Origin of the sequence: Demequina sp. B12 (genome assembly GCF_028823635.1) — a bacterium.
Lineage (GTDB): Bacteria > Actinomycetota > Actinomycetes > Actinomycetales > Demequinaceae > Demequina.
The window spans coordinates 664,160-690,287 of sequence record NZ_JAPEHU010000001.1 but is presented as its reverse complement, the minus strand read 5'-3'; the positions used below and the strand labels follow the sequence as shown (position 1 = coordinate 690,287).

At 63.0% G+C, this 26,128-nt stretch carries 37 protein-coding genes; 1 reads left to right on the top strand and 36 read right to left on the bottom strand.

Going from position 1 to position 26,128, the window contains the following annotated elements:
• Nucleotides 1–142: 142 nt before the first annotated feature.
• From rpsK to rpsL, 35 genes are all read right to left on the bottom strand, one after another.
• On the bottom strand, nucleotides 143–532 hold the full coding sequence (gene rpsK / locus ON058_RS03435) for a 30S ribosomal protein S11 (RefSeq protein WP_061963598.1): 390 nt from the start codon (nucleotides 530–532) through the stop codon (nucleotides 143–145).
• A 3-nt stretch (nucleotides 533–535) separates the two neighbouring features.
• Complete coding sequence (rpsM, locus tag ON058_RS03430) at nucleotides 536–904, bottom strand: 30S ribosomal protein S13 (RefSeq protein WP_274667616.1); 369 nt, start codon at nucleotides 902–904, stop codon at nucleotides 536–538.
• Between the two features lie 131 nt (nucleotides 905–1,035).
• A complete protein-coding gene (gene rpmJ / locus ON058_RS03425; RefSeq protein WP_061960951.1) occupies nucleotides 1,036–1,149 on the bottom strand; it encodes a 50S ribosomal protein L36 in 114 nt (37 codons plus the stop codon).
• Between the two features lie 62 nt (nucleotides 1,150–1,211).
• Entirely contained in the window at nucleotides 1,212–1,433 is a 222-nt protein-coding gene (gene infA / locus ON058_RS03420) for a translation initiation factor IF-1 (protein ID WP_061960952.1), read from the bottom strand.
• Nucleotides 1,434–1,533: 100 nt separating this feature from the next.
• Entirely contained in the window at nucleotides 1,534–1,839 is a 306-nt protein-coding gene (locus tag ON058_RS03415; protein ID WP_274667615.1) for a hypothetical protein, read from the bottom strand.
• Between the two features lie 48 nt (nucleotides 1,840–1,887).
• Nucleotides 1,888–2,631: a hypothetical protein gene (locus tag ON058_RS03410; RefSeq protein WP_274667614.1), complete on the bottom strand. Its 744-nt coding sequence runs from the start codon at nucleotides 2,629–2,631 to the stop codon at nucleotides 1,888–1,890.
• A 122-nt stretch (nucleotides 2,632–2,753) separates the two neighbouring features.
• Complete coding sequence (locus ON058_RS03405; protein WP_274667613.1) at nucleotides 2,754–3,527, bottom strand: hypothetical protein; 774 nt, start codon at nucleotides 3,525–3,527, stop codon at nucleotides 2,754–2,756.
• A gap of 151 nt (nucleotides 3,528–3,678) precedes the next feature.
• Nucleotides 3,679–4,488 carry a type I methionyl aminopeptidase gene (map, locus tag ON058_RS03400; RefSeq protein ID WP_274667612.1) on the bottom strand — a complete coding sequence of 270 codons (810 nt, stop codon included), beginning with the start codon at nucleotides 4,486–4,488 and terminating at the stop codon, nucleotides 3,679–3,681.
• A 20-nt stretch (nucleotides 4,489–4,508) separates the two neighbouring features.
• Nucleotides 4,509–5,075, bottom strand: coding sequence for an adenylate kinase (locus ON058_RS03395; protein WP_274667611.1), 567 nt, complete (start codon nucleotides 5,073–5,075; stop codon nucleotides 4,509–4,511).
• Nucleotides 5,075–6,373 (bottom strand): preprotein translocase subunit SecY, encoded by a 1,299-nt coding sequence (gene secY / locus ON058_RS03390; protein ID WP_274667610.1) that lies wholly within the window; start codon nucleotides 6,371–6,373, stop codon nucleotides 5,075–5,077. Before secY ends, ON058_RS03395 begins: the two co-directional genes overlap by 1 nt.
• An 89-nt stretch (nucleotides 6,374–6,462) precedes the next feature.
• Nucleotides 6,463–7,143, bottom strand: a complete 681-nt coding sequence (rplO, locus tag ON058_RS03385) for a 50S ribosomal protein L15 (protein ID WP_274667609.1) — start codon at nucleotides 7,141–7,143, stop codon at nucleotides 6,463–6,465.
• Complete coding sequence (rpmD, locus tag ON058_RS03380) at nucleotides 7,143–7,325, bottom strand: 50S ribosomal protein L30 (RefSeq protein WP_062076914.1); 183 nt, start codon at nucleotides 7,323–7,325, stop codon at nucleotides 7,143–7,145. Before rpmD ends, rplO begins: the two co-directional genes overlap by 1 nt.
• Before the next feature lies 1 nt (nucleotide 7,326).
• A complete protein-coding gene (gene rpsE / locus ON058_RS03375) occupies nucleotides 7,327–7,890 on the bottom strand; it encodes a 30S ribosomal protein S5 (RefSeq protein ID WP_274667608.1) in 564 nt (187 codons plus the stop codon).
• 23 nt (nucleotides 7,891–7,913) lie between these two features.
• A complete protein-coding gene (gene rplR / locus ON058_RS03370; RefSeq protein WP_274667607.1) occupies nucleotides 7,914–8,285 on the bottom strand; it encodes a 50S ribosomal protein L18 in 372 nt (123 codons plus the stop codon).
• 3 nt (nucleotides 8,286–8,288) lie between these two features.
• Nucleotides 8,289–8,825 (bottom strand): 50S ribosomal protein L6, encoded by a 537-nt coding sequence (rplF, locus tag ON058_RS03365; RefSeq protein ID WP_274667606.1) that lies wholly within the window; start codon nucleotides 8,823–8,825, stop codon nucleotides 8,289–8,291.
• A gap of 19 nt (nucleotides 8,826–8,844) precedes the next feature.
• On the bottom strand, nucleotides 8,845–9,243 hold the full coding sequence (rpsH, locus tag ON058_RS03360; protein ID WP_274667605.1) for a 30S ribosomal protein S8: 399 nt from the start codon (nucleotides 9,241–9,243) through the stop codon (nucleotides 8,845–8,847).
• A gap of 63 nt (nucleotides 9,244–9,306) precedes the next feature.
• Nucleotides 9,307–9,492, bottom strand: coding sequence for a type Z 30S ribosomal protein S14 (locus tag ON058_RS03355; RefSeq protein WP_062069937.1), 186 nt, complete (start codon nucleotides 9,490–9,492; stop codon nucleotides 9,307–9,309).
• 1 nt (nucleotide 9,493) lies between these two features.
• Nucleotides 9,494–10,054 carry a 50S ribosomal protein L5 gene (gene rplE / locus ON058_RS03350; protein WP_274667604.1) on the bottom strand — a complete coding sequence of 187 codons (561 nt, stop codon included), beginning with the start codon at nucleotides 10,052–10,054 and terminating at the stop codon, nucleotides 9,494–9,496.
• Nucleotides 10,051–10,392, bottom strand: coding sequence for a 50S ribosomal protein L24 (gene rplX / locus ON058_RS03345; RefSeq protein WP_274667603.1), 342 nt, complete (start codon nucleotides 10,390–10,392; stop codon nucleotides 10,051–10,053). The genes rplE and rplX overlap by 4 nt, the downstream gene beginning before the upstream one ends.
• Nucleotides 10,392–10,766, bottom strand: a complete 375-nt coding sequence (gene rplN, locus ON058_RS03340; protein WP_084102323.1) for a 50S ribosomal protein L14 — start codon at nucleotides 10,764–10,766, stop codon at nucleotides 10,392–10,394. Before rplN ends, rplX begins: the two co-directional genes overlap by 1 nt.
• Nucleotides 10,767–10,827: 61 nt before the next feature.
• On the bottom strand, nucleotides 10,828–11,115 hold the full coding sequence (rpsQ, locus tag ON058_RS03335) for a 30S ribosomal protein S17 (RefSeq protein WP_274667602.1): 288 nt from the start codon (nucleotides 11,113–11,115) through the stop codon (nucleotides 10,828–10,830).
• A gap of 13 nt (nucleotides 11,116–11,128) precedes the next feature.
• Nucleotides 11,129–11,371, bottom strand: a complete 243-nt coding sequence (gene rpmC, locus ON058_RS03330) for a 50S ribosomal protein L29 (protein WP_061960968.1) — start codon at nucleotides 11,369–11,371, stop codon at nucleotides 11,129–11,131.
• Nucleotides 11,371–11,790 (bottom strand): 50S ribosomal protein L16, encoded by a 420-nt coding sequence (rplP, locus tag ON058_RS03325; protein ID WP_274667601.1) that lies wholly within the window; start codon nucleotides 11,788–11,790, stop codon nucleotides 11,371–11,373. Before rplP ends, rpmC begins: the two co-directional genes overlap by 1 nt.
• A 5-nt stretch (nucleotides 11,791–11,795) precedes the next feature.
• A complete protein-coding gene (rpsC, locus tag ON058_RS03320; RefSeq protein ID WP_274667600.1) occupies nucleotides 11,796–12,590 on the bottom strand; it encodes a 30S ribosomal protein S3 in 795 nt (264 codons plus the stop codon).
• Nucleotides 12,590–12,964 carry a 50S ribosomal protein L22 gene (gene rplV, locus ON058_RS03315; RefSeq protein ID WP_274667599.1) on the bottom strand — a complete coding sequence of 125 codons (375 nt, stop codon included), beginning with the start codon at nucleotides 12,962–12,964 and terminating at the stop codon, nucleotides 12,590–12,592. The genes rpsC and rplV overlap by 1 nt, the downstream gene beginning before the upstream one ends.
• A gap of 30 nt (nucleotides 12,965–12,994) precedes the next feature.
• Nucleotides 12,995–13,273, bottom strand: coding sequence for a 30S ribosomal protein S19 (gene rpsS, locus ON058_RS03310; protein WP_062293970.1), 279 nt, complete (start codon nucleotides 13,271–13,273; stop codon nucleotides 12,995–12,997).
• Between the two features lie 12 nt (nucleotides 13,274–13,285).
• On the bottom strand, nucleotides 13,286–14,122 hold the full coding sequence (gene rplB / locus ON058_RS03305) for a 50S ribosomal protein L2 (RefSeq protein WP_274667598.1): 837 nt from the start codon (nucleotides 14,120–14,122) through the stop codon (nucleotides 13,286–13,288).
• A gap of 19 nt (nucleotides 14,123–14,141) precedes the next feature.
• Entirely contained in the window at nucleotides 14,142–14,447 is a 306-nt protein-coding gene (rplW, locus tag ON058_RS03300) for a 50S ribosomal protein L23 (protein ID WP_274667597.1), read from the bottom strand.
• Nucleotides 14,444–15,133, bottom strand: a complete 690-nt coding sequence (rplD, locus tag ON058_RS03295) for a 50S ribosomal protein L4 (RefSeq protein WP_274667596.1) — start codon at nucleotides 15,131–15,133, stop codon at nucleotides 14,444–14,446. The genes rplW and rplD overlap by 4 nt, the downstream gene beginning before the upstream one ends.
• 4 nt (nucleotides 15,134–15,137) lie before the next feature.
• Nucleotides 15,138–15,800, bottom strand: coding sequence for a 50S ribosomal protein L3 (gene rplC / locus ON058_RS03290; RefSeq protein ID WP_274667595.1), 663 nt, complete (start codon nucleotides 15,798–15,800; stop codon nucleotides 15,138–15,140).
• 28 nt (nucleotides 15,801–15,828) lie between these two features.
• Nucleotides 15,829–16,137 carry a 30S ribosomal protein S10 gene (rpsJ, locus tag ON058_RS03285; protein WP_042213186.1) on the bottom strand — a complete coding sequence of 103 codons (309 nt, stop codon included), beginning with the start codon at nucleotides 16,135–16,137 and terminating at the stop codon, nucleotides 15,829–15,831.
• Nucleotides 16,138–16,448: 311 nt separating this feature from the next.
• A complete protein-coding gene (gene tuf / locus ON058_RS03280) occupies nucleotides 16,449–17,639 on the bottom strand; it encodes an elongation factor Tu (protein ID WP_274667594.1) in 1,191 nt (396 codons plus the stop codon).
• A 119-nt stretch (nucleotides 17,640–17,758) separates the two neighbouring features.
• Complete coding sequence (gene fusA, locus ON058_RS03275) at nucleotides 17,759–19,873, bottom strand: elongation factor G (protein WP_274667593.1); 2,115 nt, start codon at nucleotides 19,871–19,873, stop codon at nucleotides 17,759–17,761.
• 42 nt (nucleotides 19,874–19,915) lie between these two features.
• A complete protein-coding gene (gene rpsG, locus ON058_RS03270) occupies nucleotides 19,916–20,386 on the bottom strand; it encodes a 30S ribosomal protein S7 (protein ID WP_274667592.1) in 471 nt (156 codons plus the stop codon).
• Entirely contained in the window at nucleotides 20,386–20,760 is a 375-nt protein-coding gene (rpsL, locus tag ON058_RS03265; protein ID WP_061960979.1) for a 30S ribosomal protein S12, read from the bottom strand. Before rpsL ends, rpsG begins: the two co-directional genes overlap by 1 nt.
• Nucleotides 20,761–21,366: 606 nt before the next feature.
• Between rpsL and ON058_RS03260 the strand changes: the two genes are divergently transcribed.
• A complete protein-coding gene (locus ON058_RS03260) occupies nucleotides 21,367–22,170 on the top strand; it encodes a DUF2510 domain-containing protein (protein ID WP_274667591.1) in 804 nt (267 codons plus the stop codon).
• A 73-nt stretch (nucleotides 22,171–22,243) separates the two neighbouring features.
• Here the strand turns inward: ON058_RS03260 and ON058_RS03255 are convergent, their stop codons facing one another.
• Nucleotides 22,244–26,119, bottom strand: coding sequence for a DNA-directed RNA polymerase subunit beta' (locus ON058_RS03255; RefSeq protein ID WP_274667590.1), 3,876 nt, complete (start codon nucleotides 26,117–26,119; stop codon nucleotides 22,244–22,246).
• Nucleotides 26,120–26,128: the final 9 nt, after the last annotated feature.

Below are 26,128 nucleotides of genomic sequence, written 5' to 3'. Positions count from 1 at the left end.
ATGCTCGCAAACCTGACGGGTTCGGTCCGCCAGGGTGGGAGTTCTTCAGTTGAAAGGCATCGGGCCGATGCTCAAGGCATCTCCCGAACGACGGGGCAGGCCGCCGCTTGACACCAGGGGCGCGAGCGGCGGCCTCCGTTCGCTAGTTGCGGCGGCGCTTGGGGGGACGGCAGCCGTTGTGAGCCTGAGGGGTGACGTCCTTGATGGAGGTCACTTCGAGGCCAGCGGCCGTCAGCGAGCGGATCGCGGTGTCGCGGCCCGAACCCGGGCCCTTGACGAACACGTCAACCTTGCTCATGCCAGCGTCCTGCGCACGGCGTGCAGCGGCCTCTGCGGCCATCTGCGCGGCGTAAGGGGTCGACTTGCGCGAACCCTTGAAGCCCACCTGACCGGACGACGACCACGACACCACGGCACCCGAGGGGTCGGTGATGGAGATGATCGTGTTGTTGAAGGTCGACTTGATGTGAGCCTGACCGTGCGCGACGGTCTTCTTGATCTTCTTGCGCGGCTTGCGAGTAGGTGCGGCCATGGCTTACTTCTTCTTTCCGGCGACGGTCTTCTTGGGGCCCTTGCGAGTGCGAGCGTTGGTCTTGGTGCGCTGACCGCGGACCGGCATGCCACGACGGTGGCGCAGACCCTGGTAGTTACCAATCTCAACCTTGCGGCGAATGTCAGCCTGCACCTCGCGGCGAAGGTCACCCTCAACCTGGAAGTTGGCCTCGATGTAGTCACGGATCGCAACGAGCTCAGCGTCACCGGCGTCCTTGACGCGCAGATCTGCACTCACGCCGGTAGCGGCGAGAATTTCGTGCGAGCGGGTACGGCCGATGCCGTAGATGTAAGTGAGCGCGATCTCCATGCGCTTTTCGCGCGGGAGGTCAACGCCGACAATGCGTGCCATTGTTTTTCTTCTACTCCTCAGTAGTCGGAGGTCTGACGCTCAAGCTCTCCCGCGGTTTGTGGTGCGGGCCCCGGCCTCCGAGCCGGGGGCTTGCCTTGCGGCTGCCTGAACGTGGTCTTTTCTGGGTGTGTCTAGCCCTGACGCTGCTTGTGGCGCAGGTTGTCGCAAATGACCATGACTCGGCCATTGCGACGAATCACCTTGCACTTGTCGCAGATGGGCTTGACGCTGGGCTTAACCTTCATGATTCCTTCTTCGCTCTCGGCGTGCCTAGACGCGGCCCGTCAGGGCGCGCCGGGGGCGACGATCACTTGTAGCGGTAGACGATGCGGCCGCGGGACAGGTCGTACGGGCTCAACTCCACTACGACCCGGTCCTCGGGGAGGATTCGGATGTAGTGCTGTCGCATCTTGCCCGAGATGTGGGCGAGGACGAGGTGTCCGTTGGTCAGTTCCACTCGGAACGACGCATTGGGTAGCGCCTCGACCACGGTGCCTTCGACCTCGATGACTCCGTCTTTCTTGGCCATGAACTCCACTCACATTAGTTGACTGGTTTTCGGGCGCGGCAAAGCGCCCGACGTTCCACTATACGCGCTTGTCCGCCTGGGCTCAAACTGAGCCGGAATGTTAACGGAAACTGTTGCGCAGCCGCTGCACTGCGGCATCGGCGATTCTCTCATCTTTGTGATCCGCGAGGCGACGGATCACAGACGACGGCGTTCGCGGATTCGTCAACAACGCGTGGAGAACCTGATCAGATGGATCGTGGCTCAAGGCGGTCAGGGCCGCAATGGGGCACTCGCGGTGTGCCGCTGCAGTCGCGCGCACCTCCGGGTCGCGGTCGGCGGCCATGCGCATCAAGTCCGCGGACACATCAGCACTCGTGTCCCGCGTTGCTTGGGCCGTTTCGACCGCTACTGGTTCGGCGTCCAATGCTCCTCCACCATGAGGGCGTCTACCGGGGCCGGCGCCCCGTCACCTTCATGATACGAGGGCACATCCGTTTTGTCCCGTACTGACACGGGTGCGTGAAGCGGGTGCCGTGCTCGCCTCGAGGTGCGGCACAAAGACCAAAGGGGCGGGACGAGCCTCGGGCCGTGCCGCTGCCCTCTCCCCCACCACGGGACGGGGCGCCAACACCGCCGGCGCGTGCCTGCGCTGCGGTGCCTGCGCAGGGGCCGCCGCTTCCTCAGGCACAGCATCGGCCGATGCGTGCAGGCGCGCCACTCCAGGCCGCACCCAAGGAACCGGCAGCGCTTGCTGCGGTGCGCCCTCGTCACGCGCGTCGAGTTCCGCACGCACCTTCCTCGCCAGCACCCGGACCTCTTCCCGGCGATGCTCCGTCAACCGGGCGAGGAGATCCTGGGGCACTCGTGGGTTGCGGATCACCGCCTTGACGACATGAGGGTCACGGTCAGCCGCGAGATGGGCCAACACGGTGGAGCCAGCGCGCGGATGCGACGCCACCGCGATGCGGACTGCTGGACGGGTGTCGTGGGCGAGCGAAGCCAAGGCGCCGAACGGCACGTCGTCTCTGCGAGCGACAGCTTCACGCACTCTGGCATCCCTGTGTTTCGCCAGTTCGACCACGCGCTCGCGGGGCAACTCCGCGCCTTCAGCGATGTGGCGGACGTCCTCTCCCCCGTCCGAACGACTCGACATCGACAAGCCCGAGCCCGCCAAGTACGCTCGCGACCACGAACCATCGTCCGCTTGCCGGCCCATGCCCCACCGCCCCAACTCTCATCTATCCCACCTGGTATTGCCTTCGAACGCTACGCGCTGCGGCTTGCCGGGGCCTGTCGGCCAGGTGAGCGAAAGTTGAACGATGGGTAACAGTTGTGCGATCAGCTGATCTTGAAGCCTCGGATAGGCGCTGTACGCGTGGGCCGCTCTTGAGGCGTCGGCGCCGCCTGGCGTTCTGTGGGTGGGGTCAGTGCAGTTCCTTCCGGGAACCGCACCACGTTGGAGGAAGGCTCAGCGCTTGGCGTCGGGGCTTCCTCCTGACCCCCAGGCATCCACTGGCCGCTGGCCTCTGCATGGTGAGGTTCAGTCACTACCTGTGGCATGGGCGCGGTGGGGAGTTCGTCCGTCGACAACGCTGGCTCCTGCGTCGCAGGCTCAACATGCTCCGAGGCGTTGCGCCACCGAAGCCCTTCCGCTTCACTCTCCCGATCGTGGTATGTGGTCAAGGGCCCCGTCCCGGAGTCGTCGTGGCGGGGGCTGGCGTTCGCCGCATCGGCATTCAGCCGGTCGGCGGCCGCGGAACGCACCGAATCCCGCTTGTGGAATGCGAGTTTCTCCACGAGCGCCACCGGCAGCGCTGGATTGGTGAGCAAACCCTCAAGAACCTCGGCGTGCCGGTCCCCCACAAGGTGGTCGAGGATCGCTTCCGTGATGTGAGGGTTCGTCGCGAGTGCGGCACGCACTTCAGTGTGCCGGTCATGAGCGAGTGTCACCATCACACCGAGCGGGAGATCATCGCGTCGCGCCAAGGCTTCCTTGACCACAGAGTTCTTACTGGCCGCCAACACGGCAAGTTCAGTCTTGTGCACCACAGGCTGTCGAGCGCGTTCTACTTCAGCACTTGAGCCTGGCGCATAGTTGAATCCCCGGGCCATGTTCCACCTCCAGTCGAACCCCCTAGCTTTGTTGGGGGCGTCGACATAACTGAAGGTATCGCGGGAGGTTTGCCGCTACATGGCGCTCAAGTGACAGTCCTGTTACTCGCTATGCAATGTGTCACACAGCGAGATGCCAGGTCTCTTACGACTACAGCGGTGCCGGCCGAACGCCGAAGGGCGCCAAGCCGGAGGCTCCCCCATCGGACGCAGTCAGGACCCAGATGCCGTCCTCGTGAACAGCGATCGAGTGCTCCCAGTGGGCACCACGCGAACCATCCGCCGACACCACGGTCCAGTCGTCATCCAGCACGCGGCTGTCTTCCGTGCCCAACACCAGCATCGGCTCGATCGCGACGCACAAGCCAGGCTTCACGCGAGCGTGACGGCCCTTGGTGCGGTAGTTCATCACGTCAGGAGACTGGTGCATCGCCGTACCGATGCCATGGCCCACGTAGCCCACGAGCGGGTGCAGACCGGCAGCGTCCGAGACGTCTTCGATGGCAGCGCCCACCTCATCAAGTTTCTTCGCAGTCGCAAGCGCAGCGATCCCTGCCCACAGCGATCGCCGAGTATCCTCCACCAACTTCACGTCCTGGCCGCTGCGTGGCGTGCCCACAATGAAGGACACCGCGGAGTCGCCATGCCAGCCGTCGACAATCGCGCCGCAGTCCACCGAGACCACGTCGCCATCATGCAAGACGCGGTCACCGGGGATGCCGTGGACGATCTCCTCGTTGACCGACACGCACGCGGTGGCGGGAAAACCGTGATAGCCCAGGAAGTTGGACGTGGCACCAGCGTCAGCGATCACCTGAGCGGCAGCCGCGTCGACCTGCTTCGTCGTAGCACCTACTACCGCCGCTTCCCGCGCAGCAGCGAGGGCTTTCTCGACGATCACGCCAACTTGAGCCATGATCCGCATCTGCTCGCGGGTCTTGTACTCAATACGGTCGGCCATGGGTACTGCGCTTCGCTGTCTTAGCGGGACTCGACAGAGGAAACGATGCGTTCGGTGACCTCGTCGATGTCGCCCAAACCGTCGACCTGCACCAGCAGGCCACGGCCCTCAAAGAACGCCGTCAACGGGGCGGTCTGCGTGGCGTAGACCTCAAGGCGCTTGCGGATCACTGGTTCAGTGTCGTCCGCACGGCCCTCGATCTCGGCACGCTTCAACAGTCGCTGAGTGACCTCGTCCGAGTCCGCCGTGATCTCAATCGCGACATCCAGCTTCACGCCAAGGTCAGCAAGCATGCCGTCAAGCACCACAGCCTGGTCGGGGTTGCGGGGGTAGCCGTCAAGCAGGAACCCGTCGACAACGTCATCCTGAGCGAGGCGGTCCCGCACCATGGCGTTCGTAATCTCGTCCGGCACCAGCGCACCTGCGCTCATGTACTCCTGGGCCTTGACACCCAGAGGGGTCTTGCCGGAGACGTTCGCGCGGAAGATGTCTCCAGTGGAGATCGCAGGGATGGAGTAGCGCTCTGCCAAACGTGCGGCCTGAGTGCCCTTGCCGGCTCCGGGAGGACCAAGGAGAACAATTCGCATTACTTAAGGAACCCTTCGTAGTGACGCTGCTCCAGTTGAGACTGGATGCGCTTGACGGTGTCGAGACCCACACCCACGAGGATGAGGACCGACGCACCGCCGAATGGGATGGAAGCGCTGAGACCAAGAGCGACAAACGCAATGGTGGGCAGCAACGCGACGATCGCAAGGTAGAGCGAACCGGCCGCGGTGATGCGTGACAGCACGTAGGACAGGAAGTCTGCCGTGGGCTGACCCGGGCGGATGCCCGGAATGAAGCCACCGTACTTCTTCATGTTGTCCGCGACGTCGTTCGGGTTGAACGTAATAGCGGTGTAGAAGTAGGCAAAGAAGACGATCAGCAGCGTGAACAACAGGGTGTTGCCCCACGCGCCGGGGGTCGCCACGTGAGTCGACATCCACAGGATCCAGCCCGGCGGGTCTCCCTGCCAGAACTGAACCATCACGGTGGGCAGGGTCAACAGCGACGAGGCGAAGATCACGGGAATGATTCCCGCCATGTTGATCTTCATGGGGATGTAGGTGGACGAGCCACCCAGCATGCGGCGACCCACCATGCGCTTGGCGTACTGCACGGGAATGCGGCGCTGAGACTGCTCCACGAACACGACTGCGGCGATAATCGCCAACACCAGGATCGCGACCAGGATGGAGTTGCGGACGCCGTCCGACGAGTTCCAGATCGTGGAGGCGGCGCCGGGGAACGACGCGGCGATCGAGGTGAAGATCAGCAGCGACATGCCGTTACCGACACCGCGTTCCGTGATCCGCTCACCCAACCACATGATCAGGATCGTGCCGGTGGTCATCGTAAGGATCATGACCGCGATGACGTACCACGAGTCATTCGGGATGATCGGGTAGGCACAGCCAGGGAAGAATGCGTCGTTGCGCGCGAGCGTCACATAGGACGCCGACTGCAGCGCAGCGAATCCAAGCGTGATGTAACGCGTGTACTGCGTCAGCTTCGCTTGGCCCTCAGGACCCTCCTTGTAGAGAGTCTCAAACCGAGGAATCAGGACGCGCAGGAGCTGGACGATGATCGACGCTGTGATGTAAGGCATGATGCCCAGCGCGAAGATCGACAGCTGCAACAGTGCGCCGCCTGAGAAGAGATTGAGGATCGCGAACGCCGAGTTCGTTGAGACTTCGGCCGCACACTGTTGGACATTTCCGTAATCCACGCCAGGTGTAGGAATCGCGACGCCCATGCGATAGACGACGATGATGCCCAGCGTGAACAGGAGCTTCTTGCGCAGATCCGGCGTACGGAACGCGCTCACGAAGCCTTTCAGCATTGATCCTCCACAGATTGGGCCCAACTTTGGGCCAGATGAGCGGGGCGGACCGCGTCATGTAACGCGATCCGCCCCCGACTCTAGTCCTGCTAGCCCTCGTTAACCGAACCGCCGGCAGCTTCGATCTTGGTCTTCGCGGACTGCGAAACCTTCTCGACGTCAACGATCTCGACCTTGACGGCGATGTCGCCCTCACCGAGAACCTTGACCGGCTGGTTCTTACGAACGGCACCCTTAGCGACCAGATCAGCCTTGGTGATCTTGCCGCCCTTGGGGAAGAGCTCGGCAATCTGAGCCACGTTCACGACCTGGTAGTAGACCTTGAACGGGTTCTTGAAGCCGGGCAGCTTCGGGATACGCATGTGGATGGGCGTCTGACCACCCTCGAAGCGCTCGGGAACCTGGTAACGCGCGCCCGTACCCTTGGTACCGCGACCCGCAGTCTTACCCTTCGACGCCTCACCACGACCCACACGGGTCTTCCTGGTGTGAGCACCCTCTGCAGGACGCAGGTGGTGCATCTTCAGCGTGGTCACCTTGGCCTCCGACTCCTCCTTCTTGGGAGCAGCCTTCTTGGCCGGAGCCTTCTTGGCAGCGGGCTTGTCAGCCGCATCCTTCTTTGCCGCGGTTGCCTTGGAAGCCGTGGCCTTCTTGGCGGCAGGCTTCTTCTCGGCGGTGGCCTTCGAAGCAGCGGGCTTCTTGGCAGCCGGCTTCTTCGCAGCAGGCTTCTTGGCCGCGGTCTCGTCGGCGGGAGTCTTCTCCTCAGCCATTACTCAACCTCCTCCACGGTGACCAGGTGGTCCACCGCCTTGACCATTCCGCGAATCTCGGGACGGTCTTCCTTCACGACAATGTCGCCGATCCGCTTGAGGCCGAGCGACCGCATGGTTTCGCGGTGCTGCGGCTTCACGCCAATGATCGACTTCTTCTGCTGAACCTTCAGACGTGCCATGTCACTTCACCCCCGCTGCCTGAGCGCGGAGCATTGCGGCCGGAGCCACGTCCTCGACAGGCTTGCCACGGCGAGCAGCAACAGCCTCAGGCTGCTCGAGACCCTTGAGGGCCGCGACGGTCGCGTGAACGATGTTGATCGCGTTGGACGAACCAAGCGACTTGGACAGAACGTCGTGGATACCAGCGCACTCCAGCACGGCACGCACCGGACCACCGGCGATCACACCGGTACCCGGCGAAGCCGGACGCAGGAACACAACACCGGCAGCTGCCTCACCCTGCACTGCGTGCGGGATGGTGCCCTGGATACGGGGCACGCGGAAGAAGCTGCGCTTGGCCTCTTCGACACCCTTGGAGATAGCCGCGGGCACCTCCTTGGCCTTGCCGTAGCCCACGCCCACGTTGCCTTCGCCGTCACCGACGACCACCAGAGCCGTGAAACTGAAGCGGCGACCGCCCTTCACGACCTTGGAGACGCGGTTGATGGTGACCACGCGTTCGATGAACTTGTTGTCAGGCTCGTTGCCGCGGCGGTTGTCGCGGCGGTTGCTGTTGTCAGCCATACGAATTCCTTCTCTGGACCCGGCTACAGAGCCAGGCCACCCTCTCGAGCGCCGTCTGCGACCGCGGCCACACGACCGTGGTACTTGTTACCGCCGCGGTCAAAGACCACGGTGTCGATGCCGGCAGCCTTGGCACGCTCGGCGATGAGTTCGCCGACCTTGGTGGCCTTGGCGGTCTTGTCGCCGTCGAGGGCCCGGACATCGGCCTCGAGGGTCGATGCAGACACGAGGGTCTTGCCAACGGTGTCGTCGACAACCTGGGCCACCATGTGGCGGGACGAACGGGTCACGACCAGGCGCGGACGCGCAGTGGTGCCCGAGATCTTCTTGCGCAGGCGGAAGTGGCGACGCTTGCGCGCAACCGTCTTCCCCTTGCCCTTGATGGTGATAGCCATGGCTTACTTACCCGTCTTTCCTGCCTTGCGGCGAACGTGCTCGCCCGCGTAGCGCACACCCTTGCCCTTATAGGGCTCCGGGGGACGCACCTTGCGGATGTTAGCGGCGACCTCGCCGACCTGCTGCTTGTCGATACCAGCCACCGAGAACTTGGTGGGGCCCTCCACAGCGAAGGTGATGCCTTCGGGGGCTTCGATCACCACGGGGTGCGAGAAACCAAGAGCGAACTCAAGAGTCGAACCCTTGAGCGCGACACGGTAACCCGTACCGACGATCTCGAGCTTCTTCTCGTATCCGTTGGTGACGCCCTCGACCATGTTGGAGATCAGGGTACGAGTAAGGCCGTGAAGCGACTTCGAGACGCGCTCGTCGTTCGGACGCTTCACTGCGATACCTTCATCGCCCTTTTCGACCGTGATCGGGGATGCGACGGTGTGAGTCAGGGTGCCCTTGGGCCCCTTCACCGTGACAACCGCGCCGTCAATCGTGACGTCAACGCCGCCGGGAACCGGAACGGGGTACTTGCCAATGCGTGACATAAAAGTGCTCCTTCCCGGATTACCAGACGAACGCGACGACTTCGCCGCCGACGCCCTTCTTTTCGGCCTCACGGTCAGTCAGCAGACCAGAGGAGGTGGACAGGATCGCGACGCCCAGACCGCCGAGGACCTTAGGCAGGTTCGTCGACTTTGCGTACACGCGCAGACCAGGCTTGGACACGCGGCGCACGCCAGCGAGCGAACGCTCGCGGTTGGGGCCGTACTTCAAAGTGAGCGTGAGGGTCTTGCCCACCTCGGCGTCGGCAACAGCCGAGCCCGAGATGTAGCCCTCAGCCTCCAAGATGGTGGCAATGTTTGCCTTCAACTTGGAGTGCGGCATTTCCACGGTCTCGTGGTAAGCCGCATTCGCGTTACGCAGACGCGTCAGCATGTCTGCGATGGGGTCAGTCATCGTCATGAGTGTTGAACTCTTCCTCGCCGTGGTTTCCGCTCAGCCGAGCGGACCTGTGGCGTAGTGGTTTTACCAGCTGCTCTTGGTGATGCCGGGAAGCTCACCAGCGTGGGCCATCTCACGGAAGCACACGCGGCAGAGGCCGAACTTGCGGTACACCGAGTGCGGACGACCGCACTTCTGGCACCGGGTGTAGGCGCGAACAGCAAACTTCTGCTTGCCAGCCGCCTTGTTCTTCAGGGCAGTCTTCGCCATGTCACTTCTCCTTGAACGGGAAGCCCAGCTGCTTCAGCAGCGAGCGGCCCTCGGCGTCGGTGGTTGCGGTGGTCACCACAGTGATGTCCATACCGCGAACGCGATCGATCTTGTCCTGGTCGATCTCGTGGAACATCGACTGCTCCGTCAGACCGAAGGTGTAGTTGCCGTTGCCGTCGAACTGCTTGGGGCTCAGGCCACGGAAGTCGCGGATACGGGGAAGCGCGATGGACAGCAGGCGGTCAAGGAACTCCCACATGCGGTCGCCACGCAAGGTGACGTGTGCGCCAATGGGCTGTCCTTCACGCAGCTTGAACTGCGCGATGGACTTACGTGCCTTGGTGACCTGGGGCTTCTGACCGGTGATCGCGGTCAGGTCGGCGATGGCACCCTCGATGAGCTTCGAGTCCTTCGCAGCATCACCGACACCCATGTTGACCACAATCTTGGTCAGGCCGGCAACCTGGTTGATGTTCTCGTGGCCGAACTCCTCCTGGAGCTTGGCGATGATCTCCGAGCGGTACTTTTCCTTCAGCCGCGGCTGAGCGGTAGCGGTGCTCATTCGACGTCCTTACCCGAGCGCTTGGCGACGCGCACACGCTTGTTGCGAGTGCGGCCGTCCTGCTCGACCTCCTCCGTGCGGTAACCCACACGAGTGCCCTTCTTGGTCTCCGGGTCAACGAGCATGACGTTCGAGATGTGCAGCGACGCCTCGGCCGTCACGATGCCACCGGACTGGTTGTCGCGGCGGGTGCCCGGCTTGATGTGCTTGGTGACGCGCTGAACGCCCTCAACCAACACGCGCTCACGCTCCGTGTCGATCTCAAGCACGCGGCCCTGCTGGCCGCGGTCGCGTCCGGCGATGACGACTACGAGGTCGCCCTTCTTGATCTTCGCCATCAGATGACCTCCGGTGCCAGCGAGATGATCTTCATGAACTTGCGGTCACGCAGCTCACGGCCCACGGGGCCGAAGATGCGCGTTCCACGGGGCTCGCCCGATTCCGCGTTCTTGAGGATCACCGCAGCGTTCTCGTCGAACTTGATGTAGGAACCGTCGGGACGACGGCGTTCCTTAGCGGTGCGGACGACAACGGCCTTGACCACATCGCCCTTCTTGACGTTGCCGCCAGGGATTGCATCCTTGACGGTGGCGACAATCGTGTCGCCAATGCCGGCGTAGCGGCGCTTCGATCCACCGAGCACACGAATGACAAGGATCTCCTTGGCACCAGTGTTGTCGGCGACCCGCAGCCGCGACTCCTGCTGAATCATGTCTGTCTCCTGTCGTCTGGTTCTCGCCCGGCTTTACCGCGCGAGCCTGGTCGAACGCTAGTTACTTGGCCTTTTCGACGATCTCGACCAGTCGCCACCGCTTGGAAGCGGACAGCGGACGGGTCTCCATCACTACAACGAGGTCGCCGATGCCGGCGGTGTTGTTCTCGTCGTGCGCCTTGATCTTGCTGTTGCGACGGATGACCTTGCCGTAGAGGGGGTGCTTCACGCGGTCCTCAACCTCGACGGTGATGGTCTTGTCCATCTTGTCGCTCACAACGTAGCCGCGGCGCGTCTTGCGGTAGGCGCGGTGCTCGTCGGTCGCGGTGCTGGTCTTGCTAGTCGACATAGTTCTGTCTTCCTTACTCGGCCGACGCCGTGGGGGCAGTACGGATGCCGAGCTCACGCTCACGCAGGATCGTGTAGATCCGAGCGATGTCGCGCTTGACGGCCTTCAGGCGGCCGTGGTTCTCGAGCTGGCCGGTGGCCGACTGGAAGCGCAGGTTGAACAGCTCTTCCTTGGCCTTACGGAGCTCGTCCACGAGACGCTCGTTCTCCATGGCGTCGAGCTCGCTGGGCATGAGGCCCTTGGTACCGATGGCCATCAGATGTCACCACCCTCACGGGAAACGAAACGGGTCTTCATGGGCAGCTTGTGCTGCGCGCGGCGCAGTGCCTCACGAGCGAGGTCTTCCGGAACACCGGCGAGCTCGAACATGACGCGGCCGGGCTTGACGTTAGCCACCCACCACTCGGGCGAACCCTTACCGGAACCCATGCGGACTTCGGCAGGCTTCTTGGTCAGCGGGCGGTCGGGGTAGATGTTGATCCACACCTTTCCACCACGCTTGATGTGACGGGTCATCGCAATACGAGCCGCCTCGATCTGGCGGTTCGTGACGTACGCGGGCTCCAGTGCCTGGATGCCGTAGTCGCCGAACGAGACCTGAGTGCCGCCCTTCGACGCACCACTCCGCTTGGGGTGGTGCTGCTTGCGGTACTTCACACGACGGGGAATAAGCATGCTGCTTAAGCCTCCTTCTTGGCCTCGGCCGGTGCCTCAGTCGAGGGGGCCTCAGCGGACTGCTGGCGGTCACGAGGACCACCATCACGACGGGCGCCGCCACGGCCACCACGGCCGCGCTGGGGACGGGGAGCCTTGGCCTGCTCAGCAGCCCATTCCTTCTCCGTCATGTCACCCTTGTAGATCCAGACCTTCACACCGATGATGCCGAAGGTGGTACGTGCCTCGAAGAAGCCGTAGTCGATGTTCGCACGCAGGGTGTGCAGGGGCACACGGCCTTCGCGGTAGAACTCGGAACGCGACATCTCAGCGCCACCCAAACGACCGGAGCACTGGACACGGATGCCCTTGGCGCCGGCGCGGAGCGCGGACTGAATGCCCTTACGCATGGCGCGACGGAAGGCGACGCGCGAGGCGAGCTGCTCGGCAATACCCTGAGCAACGAGCTGAGCGTCTACTTCAGCGTTCTTGACTTCGAGGATGTTGAGCTGCACCTGCTTGCCGGTCAGCTTCTCCAGGTTGGAGCGGAGCTTGTCGGCTTCGGCGCCACGGCGACCGATGACGATGCCGGGACGAGCGGTGTGCAGGTCGACGCGAACGCGCTCACGAGTGCGCTCGATCTCGACCTTGGACACGCCAGCCCGCTCGAGGCCCTGCGACATGAGCTTGCGGATCTTGACGTCCTCGTCCACGTAGTCGCGGTAGCGCTCGCCAGGCTTGGTCGAGTCGGCGAACCAGCGCGAACGGTGGTCGGTCGTGATCCCCAGGCGGTAGCCGTGCGGGTTGATCTTCTGACCCATTAGTTGGCCCCTTCCTTCACGGCAACCTCGGGCGAAGCGACAACCACGGAAATGTGGCTAGTGCGCTTGAGGATGCGGTTGGCACGACCCTGAGCACGCGGCTGAATGCGCTTCATGGTCGGACCCTCGTCAACGGTGATCTCCTTGATGACGAGTGCGGACTCGTCAAAACGCTCGCCGGCTGCATCGGCCTTGACCCGAGCGTTGGCGATCGCGGATTCGATGAGCTTGCGCACGTCGGTGGCCACGGCCTGGGGCTGGAACTTCAGCGAGGCAACTGCCTCGGTGGCGTTCTGTCCACGGACCAGGTTCACGACGCGGCGAGCCTTCTGGGCGGTCACGCGAACGTATCGCGTCTGCGCCTTGGCTTCCATCTGTACTCCTCTTACCTACGCACGGGCGCCTTAGCGGCGGCCCTTGCGGTCGTCCTTCACGTGGCCCTTGAACGTGCGCGTGGGAGCGAACTCGCCCAGCTTGTGACCGACCATCGACTCGGTGACGAACACCGGGACGTGCTTGCGGCCGTCGTGCACGGCAAAGGTGTGACCCAGGAAGTCCGGCGTAATAACGCTACGGCGCGACCAGGTCTTGATGACGTTCTTGGTACCCGCATCGTTCTGGGCGTCCACCTTCTTCTGAAGGTGGTCGTCGACGAAGGGGCCCTTCTTGAGACTGCGTGGCATTCTTCAGGCTCCTTAGCGCTTCTTGCCAGTACGACGGCGGCGGACGATGAGCTTGTCGGATTCCTTACCCGGCTTGCGGGTACGTCCTTCAGGCTTACCCCAAGGCGAGACCGGGTGACGACCACCGGAGGTCTTACCTTCACCACCACCGTGCGGGTGGTCGACCGGGTTCATGACGACACCGCGAACGGTCGGGCGCTTGCCCTTCCAACGCATACGGCCGGCCTTACCCCAGTTGATGTTGGACTGCTCGGCGTTACCGACTTCACCGACGGTCGCACGGCAGCGAGCGTCAACGTTGCGGATTTCGCCGGAAGGCATACGCAGCTGGGCGTAGCGACCTTCCTTGGCGACGAGCTGCACCGAGGAACCCGCGGAACGGGCAATCTTTGCTCCACCACCGGGCTTCAGTTCGATCGCGTGAATGACCGTACCGACGGGGATGTTGCGCAGGGGCAGGTTGTTGCCGGGCTTGATGTCAGCACCGGGGCCGGCCTCAATCGCGGTACCCTGCGTCACCTTGTCGGGCGCAATGATGTAGCGCTTCTCGCCGTCTGCATAGTGCAGCAGGGCGATACGCGCGGTGCGGTTGGGGTCGTACTCGATGTGAGCCACGGTGGCGGGCACGCCGTCCTTGTCGTGACGACGGAAGTCGATCACGCGGTAGGCGCGCTTGTGGCCGCCACCCTGGTGACGGGTGGTGATGCGACCGGTGTTGTTACGGCCGCCCTTCTTGTGCAGCGGACGGGTCAACGACTTCTCGGGCTGCGAACGCGTCACCTCGACGAAGTCGGCGACCGACGAGCCACGGCGGCCCGGAGTCGTCGGCTTGTACTTGCGAATAGCCATGGTTGCTTGAGTCCTTTACCTAGCCCACGTGGCCCGAGAAGATGTCGAGCGCCTCGCCGCCACCAATGGTGACGATCGCACGCTTGACGTCCTTGCGCTTACCCATGCCGAAGCGGGTACGGCGCGTCTTGCCCTTGCGGTTGATGGTGTTGACCGAGACGACCTTGACACCGAAAACCTGCTCGACCGCGATCTTGATCTCAGTCTTGTTGGCTCGGGGGTCGACCTCGAAGGTGTACTTGCCCTCGTCCATGAGCGAGTAGCTCTTCTCCGACACGATGGGTCGGATCAGGATGTCGCGGGGGTTCTTGTTCAGGGTGCTCACTTGGTCTCCTCCGCCTCAGACTCAGTGGCAACAGCAGTTGCCGACTTGCCCGTGGCCGGGCCGGCCAGGAACGCCTCGAGTGCGCCAGCGGTGAAGACGGTGTCGTCGCTCACCAAGACGTCGTAGGTGTTCAGCTGGTCAACCGCGATGACGTGGATCCAGGCTGCGTTGCGCAGTGACTTCCACGCGACCTGGTCGTCGCGCTCAAGAACCACGATGGCGCTACGGCCGTTCGTGAGGTTCGAGATTGCTTCGAGGGCCTTCTTGGTGGACGGGGTGTCGCCAGCAACAATGCTCTTGAGAACGTGAACGCGGCCAGCGCGTGCACGGTCCGACAGAGCACCGCGCAGGGCGGCAGCCTTCATCTTCTTGGGGGTGCGCTGCGAGTAGTCACGCGGCTGGGGACCGTGAACGGTTCCACCACCGGCGAACTGAGGAGCGCGGATCGAACCCTGACGGGCACGACCGGTGCCCTTCTGCTTGTAGGGCTTGCGGCCACCACCCGCGACGTCGCCGCGAGTCTTGGTGGCGTGGGTGCCCTGGCGGGCGGCGGCGCGCTGGGCGACGACGACCTGGTGAATCAGGGGAACGTTGGTCACGACGTCGAAGACCTCGGCGGGAAGCTCGGCGGTGCCGGCCTTCTTGCCAGAGGCGTCGCGGACGTCGACAGTCAGTGCATCAGCCATGGTGTCACGCACCCTTCACGGCAGAGCGAATCAGGACGACGCCGCCCTTGTTACCGGGAACTGCGCCCTTGACGAGCAGCAGGCCCTTCTCGACGTCGACCGAGTGGACGGTCAGGTTCTGGACGGTCTTGCGGGCGTTACCCATACGACCGGCCATCTTGAGGCCGCGGAACACGCGCGACGGCGTCGAAGCGCCACCGATCGAACCCGGCTTGCGGTGGTTGCGGTGTGCACCGTGGGAGGCGCCAACACCGGCAAAGCCGTGGCGCTTCATGACACCAGCGGTGCCCTTACCCTTCGTGGTGCCGGTGACGTCGACCTTCTGGCCGGCTTCGAACACTTCAGCGGTGAGCTCCTGGCCCAGCGAGTATTCGGCGGCGTCCGCGGTCCGGACCTCAGCCACGTGGCGGCGCGGCGTCACGCCAGCTGCCTCGAAGTGGCCCTTCAGGGGGTCGGTGACGCGACGGGGGTCAACAGTGCCGAACGCGAGCTGAACAGCTTCGTAGCCGTCCTTCTCAACGTTACGCACCTGGGTCACAACGTTGGTGTCGACCTGAACGACGGTCACGGGAACAACCCGGCCTTCGTCATCCCACACCTGCGTCATGCCCAGCTTCGTACCCAACAGCGCACGCGTGGTGCGCTGGGCATTGGAAGTCGTAGTCATGGTGCTTTGGTTCCTTCTGATGGGTGCTTTACAGCTTGATCTCGATGTTGACGTCCGCGGGCAGGTCGAGACGCATGAGCGAGTCAACAGCCTTGGGCGTCGGGTCCACGATGTCGATGAGGCGCTTGTGGGTGCGCATCTCGAAGTGCTCGCGGGAGTCCTTGTACTTGTGCGGCGAACGGATCACACAGAAAACGTTCTTCTCCGTCGGCAGCGGCACGGGGCCAACAACCGAGGCACCGGCACGCGTGACCGTCTCAACGATCTTGCGGGCCGAAGAGTCGATGACCTCGTGGTCATAGCTCTTCAGCCGAATGCGGATCTTCTGTCCCGCCATGGCGTGGTTCTGCCTTTTCTCTCGTACAACTGTGGTCTCCACCTCCGACCCCCGCGCTCGGGCGTGTCGCATATCTGCGACGCACTGGCGCACGCCCGATTCTCATCGGTAGTCGTTGGTGGTGTGCGGCTACCCACAATGGGCAACCTGAATATTGTGCCAGATTTTCTCCCGGCGCGCCACCCGGCGTTCGGGGAGCCGATGCGCTACTGACGGAGTCTGCTCCCCCGCACACCGCGCATCGGCCTGACACAACGATGCGGGACCCGGCGTAAGCCGAGCCCCGCATCGTTAAAGCAAGTAAAAGTTACTTACTTGAGGATCTTGGTGACGGTGCCTGAACCGACGGTGCGGCCACCCTCACGGATCGCGAAGCCCTGTCCCTCTTCGAGGGCGATGGGCTGGATGAGCTCAACCGTCATGTCGGTCGTGTCACCGGGCATCACCATCTCGGTGCCCTCGGGCAGCGAGATGACGCCGGTCACGTCCGTGGTGCGGATGTAGAACTGCGGACGGTAGTTCGTGTAGAACGGGTTGTGGCGGCCACCCTCATCCTTGTTCAGGATGTAGCAACGACCCTCGAACGAGGTGTGCGGGGTGGTGGTGCCGGGAGCAACGACGACCTGGCCGCGCTCGACGTCTTCACGCTTGGTACCGCGAAGCAGCAGACCACAGTTCTCGCCAGCCCAAGCCTCGTCCATCTGCTTGTGGAACATCTCGATACCGGTAACGGTGGTCTTCTGGGGCTCACGGATACCGAGGATCTCGACCTCGGAGTTGATGGCGAGCTTGCCGCGCTCAACCTTACCGGTGACAACGGTTCCACGACCGGTGATCGTGAAGACGTCCTCAACCGGCATCAGGAAGGGCTTGTCCATGTCACGGACGGGCTCGGGAACGTTCTCGTCCACAGCAGCCATCAGGTCCTGAACCGACTTGACCCACTTCTCGTCGCCCTCAAGAGCCTTGAGTGCGGAGACCTGGATGACGGGAGCGTTGTCGCCGTCGAAGCCCTGCGAGGAAAGCAGGTCGCGGACCTCAACCTCGACGAGCTCGAGGATTTCCTCGTCGTCAACCATGTCGGACTTGTTCAGTGCGACCAGCAGGTAAGGAACACCCACCTGCTTGGCGAGCAGCACGTGCTCGCGGGTCTGAGCCATCGGGCCGTCAGTAGCGGCAACCACGAGGATTGCGCCGTCCATCTGAGCAGCACCGGTGATCATGTTCTTGATGTAGTCAGCGTGACCCGGAGCGTCGACGTGAGCGTAGTGACGCTTCTCGGTCTCGTACTCGATGTGCGCGATGTTGATGGTGATACCGCGCTCGCGCTCTTCAGGAGCCTTGTCGATGTCTTCGAAAGGCGTGAAGGGGTTGAGGTCCGGGTACAGGTCGTGCAGCGTCTTGGAGATCGCGGCAGTCAGCGTGGTCTTACCGTGGTCAACGTGACCGATGGTACCGATGTTGACGTGCGGCTTGCTCCGCTCGAACTTGGCCTTAGCCATGAGGGGTTCCTCCTGAATTAGTGAGACTCGGGTAAAGATGCTAATGCCTGCGGTGGCCGAAAGCCATCTGGGGCTTCATCCCTACTGGTCGTATTGTTTCTTATTTTCAACCGGTGGGGTTACTCGCCCCGGGTCTTGGCAATGATTTCCTCGGCAACCGCGCGAGGAACCTCGGCGTAGCTGTCGAAGGTCATCGAGTACACCGCGCGGCCCGACGTCTTGGAACGCAGGTCGCCGACGTAGCCGAACATTTCGGACAGCGGCACCAGAGCATCAATCACCTTCACGCCAGCAGCATCCGACATCTGTCGAACCTGTCCACGGCGGGAGTTCAGGTCGCCGATCACGTCGCCCATGTACTCCTCGGGCGTACGAACCTCGACGGCCATCATCGGCTCAAGCAGCACGGGCTTGGCCAGGCGTGCGGCCTCCTTGAAGGCCATCGAACCGGCGATCTTGAACGCCATTTCAGACGAGTCAACATCGTGGTACTGACCGTCGAGCAGGGTTGCCTTGATACCCACGACCGGGTAGCCGGCCTGAATACCAAGCTCCATCGACGCCTGGATACCAGCGTCGACCGACGGGATGTACTCGCGAGGCACGCGACCACCGGTCACGGCGTTCACGAACTCGTACTGAACCTCGGAGTCCGACTCGAGCGGTTCGAGCGCGATCTGCACCTTTGCGAACTGACCAGATCCACCGGTCTGCTTCTTGTGGGTGTAGTCGTACTTCTCGACCGTCTTGCGGATGGTTTCGCGGTACGCAACCTGGGGCTTACCCACGTTGGCGTCAACCTTGAACTCACGCTTCATACGGTCAACAAGAATGTCGAGGTGGAGCTCGCCCATACCGCCGATGACGGTCTGGCCGGTCTCGTCATCCAGGCGCACGCGGAAGGTGGGGTCCTCTTCAGCGAGCTTCTGGATAGCGATCGACAGCTTCTCCTGGTCACCCTTGGTCTTGGGCTCGATGGCCACGTCGATCACGGGGTCGGGGAAGGTCATCGACTCGAGAACCACCTGGTGGTCCGGGTTGCACAGGGTGTCACCGGTGGTGGTGTCCTTCAGACCGATGACCGCGTAAATGTGGCCAGCGGAGATGGTCTCAACCGGGTTTTCCTTGTTGGCGTGCATCTGGAAGAGCTTTCCGATGCGCTCCTTCTTGCCCTTGGTCGAGTTCACGATCTGGGCGCCGGTCTCGAGGTGTCCAGAGTAGACACGCACGTAGGTGAGACGGCCGAAGAAGGGGTGGGCCACAACCTTGAACGCAAGAGCTGCAAAGGGCTCGTTGGCGTCGGCGTTGCGCTCGATCTCCACTTCCTCGTCCTTGGCGTCGTGACCCTTGATGGCGGGCACGTCGGCAGGGCCGGGCAGGTAGTCGATCACGGCGTCGAGCATCGGCTGAACACCACGGTTCTTGAAGGCAGAACCACACAGAACCGGGTAGACCTCGGAGGCGATCGTCATCTTGCGAATGGCGCCCTTGATCTCGTCGATCGTGAGCTCTTCTCCACCGAGGTACTTCTCAATGAGGGCCTCGTCGGACTCTGCGACAGTCTCGAGGAGCGCGGCGCGGTATTCCTCGGCCTTGTCCTTGAGGTCCGCGGGGATCTCCGTGGTCTCGTACTCGGCGCCCATGGTCACGTCACCCTTGGCGTCGCCGGGCCAGACCTTGGCGTTCATTTCGACCAAGTCGACGATGCCCATGAAGTCGTTCTCAGCACCGATGGGGAGCTGGAGGACCAAGGGCTTGGCGCCGAGTCGGTTGATGATGGTGTCGACGGTGAAGTAGAAGTCAGCACCCAGCTTGTCCATCTTGTTGACAAAGCAGATGCGGGGGACGTTGTACTTGTCCGCCTGGCGCCACACGGTCTCCGACTGGGGCTCAACGCCCTCCTTGCCGTCGAACACTGCGACTGCACCGTCGAGGACGCGAAGCGAGCGCTCCACCTCGACTGTGAAGTCAACGTGACCGGGGGTGTCGATGATGTTGATCTGGTTGTTCTTCCAGAAGCAGGTCACGGCGGCAGACGTGATCGTGATGCCGCGCTCCTGCTCCTGCTCCATCCAGTCAGTCGTCGACGCGCCGTCGTGGGTTTCACCGATCTTGTAGTTCACACCCGTGTAGAACAGGATGCGCTCGGTGGTGGTGGTCTTGCCGGCGTCGATGTGCGCCATGATGCCGATGTTGCGGACCTTGGTGAGGTCCGTGAGCACGTCCTGTGCCACGAGTGGTTCTCCTTGGGGTGTGTTCCGTCGAACGGGCAGCGACTACCAGCGGTAGTGCGCGAACGCCTTGTTCGACTCGGCCATCTTGTGCATGTCCTCGCGACGCTTCACAGCGGCACCGAGGCCGTTCGAAGCGTCGAGGATTTCGTTCATCAGACGCTCGGTCATGGTCTTCTCACGGCGAGCGCGGGAGAAGTCGACGAGCCAGCGCAGTGCGAGGGTGGTCGAACGCGTGGGGCGCACGTCAACCGGCACCTGGTAGGTCGCGCCACCAACACGGCGGCTGCGGACCTCAAGTGCGGGACGGATGTTGTCCAGCGCGCGCTTGAGCACGGTCACGGCGTCCTGGCCCGACTTCTCGGCAACACCTTCGAGGGCGCCGTAGACGATCGCCTCAGCGGTCGACTTCTTGCCGTCCAGCAGGACCTTGTTGATCAGCTGGGTGACGACGGTCGCACCGTAGACGGGGTCGTTGATGATGGGCCGCTTAGGGGCCGGTCCCTTACGAGGCATTACTTCTTCTCCCTCTTCGCGCCGTAGCGGCTGCGAGCCTGCTGGCGGCCCTTGACACCCTGGGTGTCAAGCGAACCGCGGACAATCTTGTAGCGGACACCGGGAAGGTCCTTCACACGGCCTCCACGCACGAGCACGATCGAGTGCTCCTGGAGGTTGTGACCCTCACCGGGGATGTAGGCCGTGACCTCGATGCCACTGGAGAGGCGCACACGTGCGACCTTACGCAGAGCGGAGTTCGGCTTCTTGGGGGTCGTCGTGTACACACGGGTGCACACACCGCGACGCTGGGGGCTTGACTTAAGCGCCGGGGTCTTGGTCTTACCCGGCTTGTCCTGCCGGCCCTTCCGAACCAGCTGCTGAATCGTAGGCACTACTTCTCCGTTTGTTCGTTGGACGAAAACTCTTGGCGGTCCGACCCCCGCGCCCGGGCGTGTCGTACCTGTGGTGAGCATGCCCAATCGGGCACGCTGGAAGGCCCGACGTCGCGGGCACGAGTATCAACAATACTCGCCACGCGCCTGCGCGTCAAAGCGATTTGCTCAGGGCCGTGCTAAAGGGGATCTCACGGACTCCATTGCGCGAGCACTCCATGGTATATGGTTCGCGCGCTTTACGCGTCTCTCCAGCCAGATCTGCCGGGCTCTGTCGACAATCCCGGCGCTCGCGCGAACGTGACATCCCAGGTGGCGATGGAGTCGCCGGGCCCGGCGCACGGGAGCACATCGCTGGCACCACCGTGTGAGACTTCCGACAGCCGCTGTCGCTCGTCGCCCTCGGCGTTCCCAAACATCGGCCCCTTCTCCCCCACCAGCGCGAGCGCTCATCATCACAGGGATGCGCCATGACGCTGGTGCGTGAGGACCTGGCGTTCCGGGTCGTGCCCCAGTATTCTCGCGTGTGCAGGGACGGTCACCGCATCGTTCACATCGGGGCGGTCGAACTCGGTCTAGGACATTCACTGAGGGGGTACACCAGATATGACTGGAGAACCCGGCTGGTATCCCTCCGTCGACGGACCTCCTGGCGAACTGCAGTGGTGGGACGGCTCGTCATGGACAGGCGAGTACTTTCCCGTGCGGCGCCCCCAAGCAGAGTTGCGCCCCACTCCACCTCGCCATCGTTCTCGCACGCCTCAGCTCGTGGCCTTCGCCATCATCGCTGTGCTCACCTGGGGCGGACTCACGTGGTGGAAAGCCTCCACCGGGCCACCACCTCTCCACGAGCAAAGCCTCTTGCCCCTCGACGTCCCCGCCAGCGCTGCCCCCGCAGGTTCGACCCTCGAGGACGCGGAAGAGTTCGCGCGCGCCTTTGAGTCCGAACGTGACGAGAACCGCTCGTATGTATCGTCGGCAGCGACCCTGGCCGACGCATTCGGATCGACCCTGGTCTGGTACGACCCGCAAGAGCCCCGCTTGTGCAGTCACCACGACGACATTGACCGCGCCAACGTCACCGCCTGGTACTGCTCATTGACCCCGCACCTGATCACTCTCAACACGGACAGTCACCATTACCCGGAGCTCCTCTACAGCGCGGAACTCGTCGATACCGTGGCGCACGAGTTGGCCCACAAAATCATCGACGAGCGCTGCGGCGACACCGAGCCGGGCGTGGCGCTGGGGATCGCGGAAGGGGTGACGAACTCGTATGCGGTGCTGTACCTGGGGGCGTCCCGCGACAGACTCCAGCCGCCATCGGGATATGAGTCGGAGTACACCATGACCGATGCCACGGACCGGGCAGCGGCGAGCATTCACAGCGGCATCTGCGAAGCGGAATAGTTTTCACTTCACGCCCCAACGCCGAAGGCCCGGCCCCGCACTCAGCGGGACCGGGCCTTCGACATGTACGCGACTAGTCGCGCGGAATTTCGAACTCCTCCAGCGGGACGGCTTCGCCGGTGCCCTCCGAGAAGAACTGGCCATCCCATTCCTCGTACCCGAAGGTCGGGAACAGGTTGTTCTTGGCTTCTTCAGTGGGCTCAACCGTGGCAGTGCGGTACTGGTGCAGACCCGTACCGGCCGGGATGAGCTTACCGAGGATGACGTTCTCCTTGAGGCCGAGCAGCGGGTCAGACTTACCCGACAGTGCAGCCTCGGTGAGGACACGAGTGGTCTCCTGGAACGATGCGGCCGACAGCCACGACTCGGTCGCGAGCGACGCCTTGGTGATACCCATGAGTTCGGGGCGGGCCGATGCCGGCTTGCCACCCTTGGTCACAGTCTCACGGTTAGCGGACTCGAAGCGCGAGCGCTCCACCAGTTCACCCGGCAGCAGCGGTGCTTCGCCTGCCTCGAGGATCGTCACGCGACGCAGCATCTGGCGCACGATGACCTCGATGTGCTTGTCGTGAATCTCCACACCCTGCGAGCGGTACACGTTCTGGACCTCGTCCACCAGGTGCTTCTGGGTGGCGCGAGGACCAAGGATGCGCAGCACGGACTTGGGGTCGACAGCACCAGCGATGAGCTGCTGGCCAACCTCAACGTGCTCGCCGTCCTGCACCAGCAGGCGCGAACGCTTGGTCACGGGGTACTCGATGGGCTCGTCACCGTTGTCAGGGGTAACGACGAGGCGGCGCATGGCCTCCGAGTCGTCAACCTTGAGCTTTCCAGCGACCTCCGAGATAGGCGCCTCACCCTTGGGGGTGCGGGCCTCGAAGAGCTCCTGGACACGGGGAAGACCCTGCGTAATGTCGTCTGCGGACGCCACACCACCGGTGTGGAAGGTACGCATCGTCAGCTGGGTTCCGGGCTCACCAATCGACTGGGCGGCGACGATACCGACGGCCTCACCGATGTCGACCAGCTCACGCGTGGCGAGTGAGCGACCGTAGCACTTGGCGCAGGTACCGACTGCGGACTCACAGGTCAGGACCGAACGGACCTTGACCTCAGTCACGCCGTGGCCGATGAGGTTGTCGATGAGTACGTCACCGACGTCAGCACCGGCCTTGCCGACGACGTTGCCGTCAGCGTCGGTCACGTCCTGAGCAAGCGTACGAGCGAAGACGGAAGTCTCCACGCGCTCGTGCTTGACGACCTCTCCACCAGCGGTGGTCTCCACGATCGGCATAGCCAAACCGCGCTCGGTTCCACAGTCCTCTTCGCGCACGATGACGTCCTGCGAAACGTCCACCAGACGACGGGTCAAGTAACCCGAGTCGGCGGTACGCAACGCGGTGTCAGCAAGACCCTTACGGGCACCGTGGGTCGCGATGAAGTACTCCAGGACCGACAGTCCCTCGCGGTAGTTCGACTTGATCGGACGCGGGATGATCTCACCCTTGGGGTTTGCCACCAGACCACGCATACCGGCGATCTGACGCACCTGCATCCAGTTACCACGAGCACCCGAGCCCACCATGGTGTGCACGGTGTTGTACTTCGGGAAGGACTCACGCATGGCCTTGTCGACCTCGTTGGTGGCCTGCGTCCAGATCTCGATCAGTTCCTGGCGACGCTCGTCGTCAGTGATCAGACCGGTCTCGTACTGGACCTGCACCTTCTCCGCCTGAGCCTCGTAACGTTCGAGGATCTCCTGCTTCTGCGAAGGCATCGCCACGTCACCGATACCAATGGTCACACCGGAACGCGTGGCCCAGTGGAAACCAGCGGACTTCAGTGCATCGAGCGACTCGGCAACCTCAACCTTGGGGTAACGCTCCGCGAGGGTGTTGACGATGTCGCCGAGCACCTTCTTGTCGACGTTGCGGTTGACGTACGGGTACGACACGGGCAGCAGTTCGTTGAACAGCGCGCGACCCAGCGTGGTTTCGAGCACGAAGGGCTCGCCTTCCACGTGGCCCTCAGGCAGCTCGAAGTCGACCGGAGGAACGGTGTCGCCGTCCACACGGAGCTTGATCTGCGCGTTCAGCGAGATCTCGCCAGCGTCGAAGGCCATCCGTGCCTCGGAGGTCGTGGTGAACGCCAGGCCCTGACCCTTGTCGTCTTCCTTCAGCAGCGACAGGTGGTACAGACCGATGATCATGTCCTGCGAAGGCATGGTCACCGGACGTCCGTCCGAAGGCTTGAGGATGTTGTTCGACGACAGCATCAGCACACGTGCTTCTGCCTGGGCTTCAGCGCTCAGCGGCAGGTGAACTGCCATCTGGTCACCATCGAAGTCAGCGTTGAACGCACCACACACCAGCGGGTGCAGGTGGATGGCCTTGCCCTCCACCAGCTGAGGCTCGAAGGCCTGAATACCGAGACGGTGCAGGGTGGGCGCACGGTTCAGCAACACGGGGTGTTCGGTGATGACCTCTTCGAGGACGTCCCACACCTCGGGGCGCGAACGCTCCACCATGCGCTTAGCGGACTTGATGTTCTGAGCGTGGTTGAGTTCAACCAGGCGCTTCATCACGAAGGGCTTGAACAGCTCAAGTGCCATCTGCTTGGGCAGACCACACTGGTGCAGCTTCAGGCGCGGGCCGACCACGATGACCGAACGGCCCGAGTAGTCCACACGCTTACCAAGCAGGTTCTGACGGAAACGTCCCTGCTTACCCTTGAGCATGTCGGAGATCGACTTGAGCGGACGGTTACCCGGTCCGGTCACGGGGCGTCCACGACGTCCGTTGTCGAACAGCGCGTCCACAGCTTCCTGCAGCATGCGCTTCTCGTTGTTCACGATGATCTCCGGCGCACCGAGGTCAAGCAGGCGCTTGAGTCGGTTGTTGCGGTTGATCACACGGCGGTACAGGTCGTTGAGGTCGGAGGTCGCGAAGCGGCCACCGTCCAGCTGCACCATGGGGCGCAGGTCCGGCGGGATGACCGGAACGGCGTCCAAGACCATGCCGACAGGCGAGTTCGTGGTCGTGAGGAACGCGTTGACGACCTTGAGGCGCTTGAGCGCGCGGGTCTTCCGCTGTCCCTTGCCGTTGGCGATGATGTCGCGCAGCAGCTCTGCTTCGGCCTCGAGGTCGAAGGACTGCAGACGCTTCTGGATCGCCTCAGCACCCATCGAGCCCTTGAAGTAAGGGCCGTAGCGGCGCTGGAGTTCACGGTAGAGAAGCTCATCGCCTTCGAGGTCCTGGACCTTGAGGCTCTGGAAGCGGTCGAACACTGCGTCGAGACGCTCGATCTCGGCGTCCGCGCGCTTGCGCAGGGTCGCCATCTCACGCTCAGCGCCGTCCTTGACCTTGCGCTTCACATCGGCCTTGGCACCCTCAGCTTCAAGCTCAGCGATGTCCTTTTCCAGCTTTTCGGCGCGGTTGTTGATGTCCACGTCACGCTGGTTGGCGATGTACTTCTTCTCGTTCTCGATCTCGTTGCGGAGTTCGGGAAGGTCGCGGTGACGCGCCTCTTCGTCCACCTCGGTGACCATGTAGGCCGCGAAGTAGATGACCTTCTCAAGGTCCTTCGGAGCGAGGTCAAGCAGGTAACCCAAGCGCGAGGGAACGCCCTTGAAGTACCAGATGTGCGTCACAGGCGCAGCGAGCTCGATGTGGCCCATACGCTCACGACGGACGCGCGAACGGGTCACCTCAACGCCGCAGCGCTCACAGATGATGCCGCGGTAGCGAACGCGCTTGTACTTTCCACAGCCACATTCCCAGTCACGGGTGGGGCCGAAGATCTTCTCGCAGAAGAGTCCGTCCTTTTCCGGCTTCAGGGTGCGGTAGTTGATGGTCTCGGGCTTCTTGACCTCACCGTGCGACCAGGTGCGGATGTCTTCCGCCGTCGCCAGGCCGATACGCAGGTCTGCGAATTCATTCACGTCAAACATTACTTACGA

Excerpts from the sequence above, each read along its gene's own strand:
- rpsK (WP_061963598.1), bottom strand. The coding sequence starts at position 532 with ATGGCCGCACCTACTCGCAAGCCGCGCAAGAAGATCAAGAAGACCGTC.
- rpsM (WP_274667616.1), bottom strand. The coding sequence starts at position 904 with ATGGCACGCATTGTCGGCGTTGACCTCCCGCGCGAAAAGCGCATGGAG.
- rpmJ (WP_061960951.1), bottom strand. The coding sequence starts at position 1,149 with ATGAAGGTTAAGCCCAGCGTCAAGCCCATCTGCGACAAGTGCAAGGTG.
- infA (WP_061960952.1), bottom strand. The coding sequence starts at position 1,433 with ATGGCCAAGAAAGACGGAGTCATCGAGGTCGAAGGCACCGTGGTCGAG.
- ON058_RS03410 (WP_274667614.1), bottom strand. The coding sequence starts at position 2,631 with ATGGGCCGGCAAGCGGACGATGGTTCGTGGTCGCGAGCGTACTTGGCG.
- ON058_RS03405 (WP_274667613.1), bottom strand. The coding sequence starts at position 3,527 with ATGGCCCGGGGATTCAACTATGCGCCAGGCTCAAGTGCTGAAGTAGAA.
- map (WP_274667612.1), bottom strand. The coding sequence starts at position 4,488 with ATGGCCGACCGTATTGAGTACAAGACCCGCGAGCAGATGCGGATCATG.
- ON058_RS03395 (WP_274667611.1), bottom strand. The coding sequence starts at position 5,075 with ATGCGAATTGTTCTCCTTGGTCCTCCCGGAGCCGGCAAGGGCACTCAG.
- secY (WP_274667610.1), bottom strand. The coding sequence starts at position 6,373 with ATGCTGAAAGGCTTCGTGAGCGCGTTCCGTACGCCGGATCTGCGCAAG.
- rplO (WP_274667609.1), bottom strand. The coding sequence starts at position 7,143 with ATGGCTGAGGAGAAGACTCCCGCCGACGAGACCGCGGCCAAGAAGCCT.
- rpmD (WP_062076914.1), bottom strand. The coding sequence starts at position 7,325 with ATGGCACGTCTGAAGGTTCAGCAGAAGAAGTCGATCATTGGCGTGAAG.
- rpsE (WP_274667608.1), bottom strand. The coding sequence starts at position 7,890 with ATGGCTGACAACAGCAACCGCCGCGACAACCGCCGCGGCAACGAGCCT.
- rplR (WP_274667607.1), bottom strand. The coding sequence starts at position 8,285 with ATGGCTATCACCATCAAGGGCAAGGGGAAGACGGTTGCGCGCAAGCGT.
- rplF (WP_274667606.1), bottom strand. The coding sequence starts at position 8,825 with ATGTCACGCATTGGCAAGTACCCCGTTCCGGTTCCCGGCGGCGTTGAC.
- rpsH (WP_274667605.1), bottom strand. The coding sequence starts at position 9,243 with ATGACGATGACTGACCCCATCGCAGACATGCTGACGCGTCTGCGTAAC.
- ON058_RS03355 (WP_062069937.1), bottom strand. The coding sequence starts at position 9,492 with ATGGCGAAGACTGCCCTGAAGAACAAGGCGGCTGGCAAGCAGAAGTTT.
- rplE (WP_274667604.1), bottom strand. The coding sequence starts at position 10,054 with ATGAGCACCGCTACCGCTCAGCCGCGGCTGAAGGAAAAGTACCGCTCG.
- rplX (WP_274667603.1), bottom strand. The coding sequence starts at position 10,392 with ATGGCGAAGATCAAGAAGGGCGACCTCGTAGTCGTCATCGCCGGACGC.
- rplN (WP_084102323.1), bottom strand. The coding sequence starts at position 10,766 with ATGATTCAGCAGGAGTCGCGGCTGCGGGTCGCCGACAACACTGGTGCC.
- rpsQ (WP_274667602.1), bottom strand. The coding sequence starts at position 11,115 with ATGTCGACTAGCAAGACCAGCACCGCGACCGACGAGCACCGCGCCTAC.
- rpmC (WP_061960968.1), bottom strand. The coding sequence starts at position 11,371 with ATGGCCATCGGTACCAAGGGCCTCATGCCCAGCGAGCTCGACGCCATG.
- rplP (WP_274667601.1), bottom strand. The coding sequence starts at position 11,790 with ATGCTTATTCCCCGTCGTGTGAAGTACCGCAAGCAGCACCACCCCAAG.
- rpsC (WP_274667600.1), bottom strand. The coding sequence starts at position 12,590 with ATGGGTCAGAAGATCAACCCGCACGGCTACCGCCTGGGGATCACGACC.
- rplV (WP_274667599.1), bottom strand. The coding sequence starts at position 12,964 with ATGGAAGCCAAGGCGCAGACGCGATACGTTCGCGTGACCGCCCAGAAG.
- rpsS (WP_062293970.1), bottom strand. The coding sequence starts at position 13,273 with ATGCCACGCAGTCTCAAGAAGGGCCCCTTCGTCGACGACCACCTTCAG.
- rplB (WP_274667598.1), bottom strand. The coding sequence starts at position 14,122 with ATGGCTATTCGCAAGTACAAGCCGACGACTCCGGGCCGCCGTGGCTCG.
- rplD (WP_274667596.1), bottom strand. The coding sequence starts at position 15,133 with ATGGCTGATGCACTGACTGTCGACGTCCGCGACGCCTCTGGCAAGAAG.
- rplC (WP_274667595.1), bottom strand. The coding sequence starts at position 15,800 with ATGACTACGACTTCCAATGCCCAGCGCACCACGCGTGCGCTGTTGGGT.
- rpsJ (WP_042213186.1), bottom strand. The coding sequence starts at position 16,137 with ATGGCGGGACAGAAGATCCGCATTCGGCTGAAGAGCTATGACCACGAG.
- tuf (WP_274667594.1), bottom strand. The coding sequence starts at position 17,639 with ATGGCTAAGGCCAAGTTCGAGCGGAGCAAGCCGCACGTCAACATCGGT.
- rpsG (WP_274667592.1), bottom strand. The coding sequence starts at position 20,386 with ATGCCTCGTAAGGGACCGGCCCCTAAGCGGCCCATCATCAACGACCCC.
- ON058_RS03260 (WP_274667591.1), top strand. The coding sequence starts at position 21,367 with ATGACTGGAGAACCCGGCTGGTATCCCTCCGTCGACGGACCTCCTGGC.
- ON058_RS03255 (WP_274667590.1), bottom strand. The coding sequence starts at position 26,119 with ATGTTTGACGTGAATGAATTCGCAGACCTGCGTATCGGCCTGGCGACG.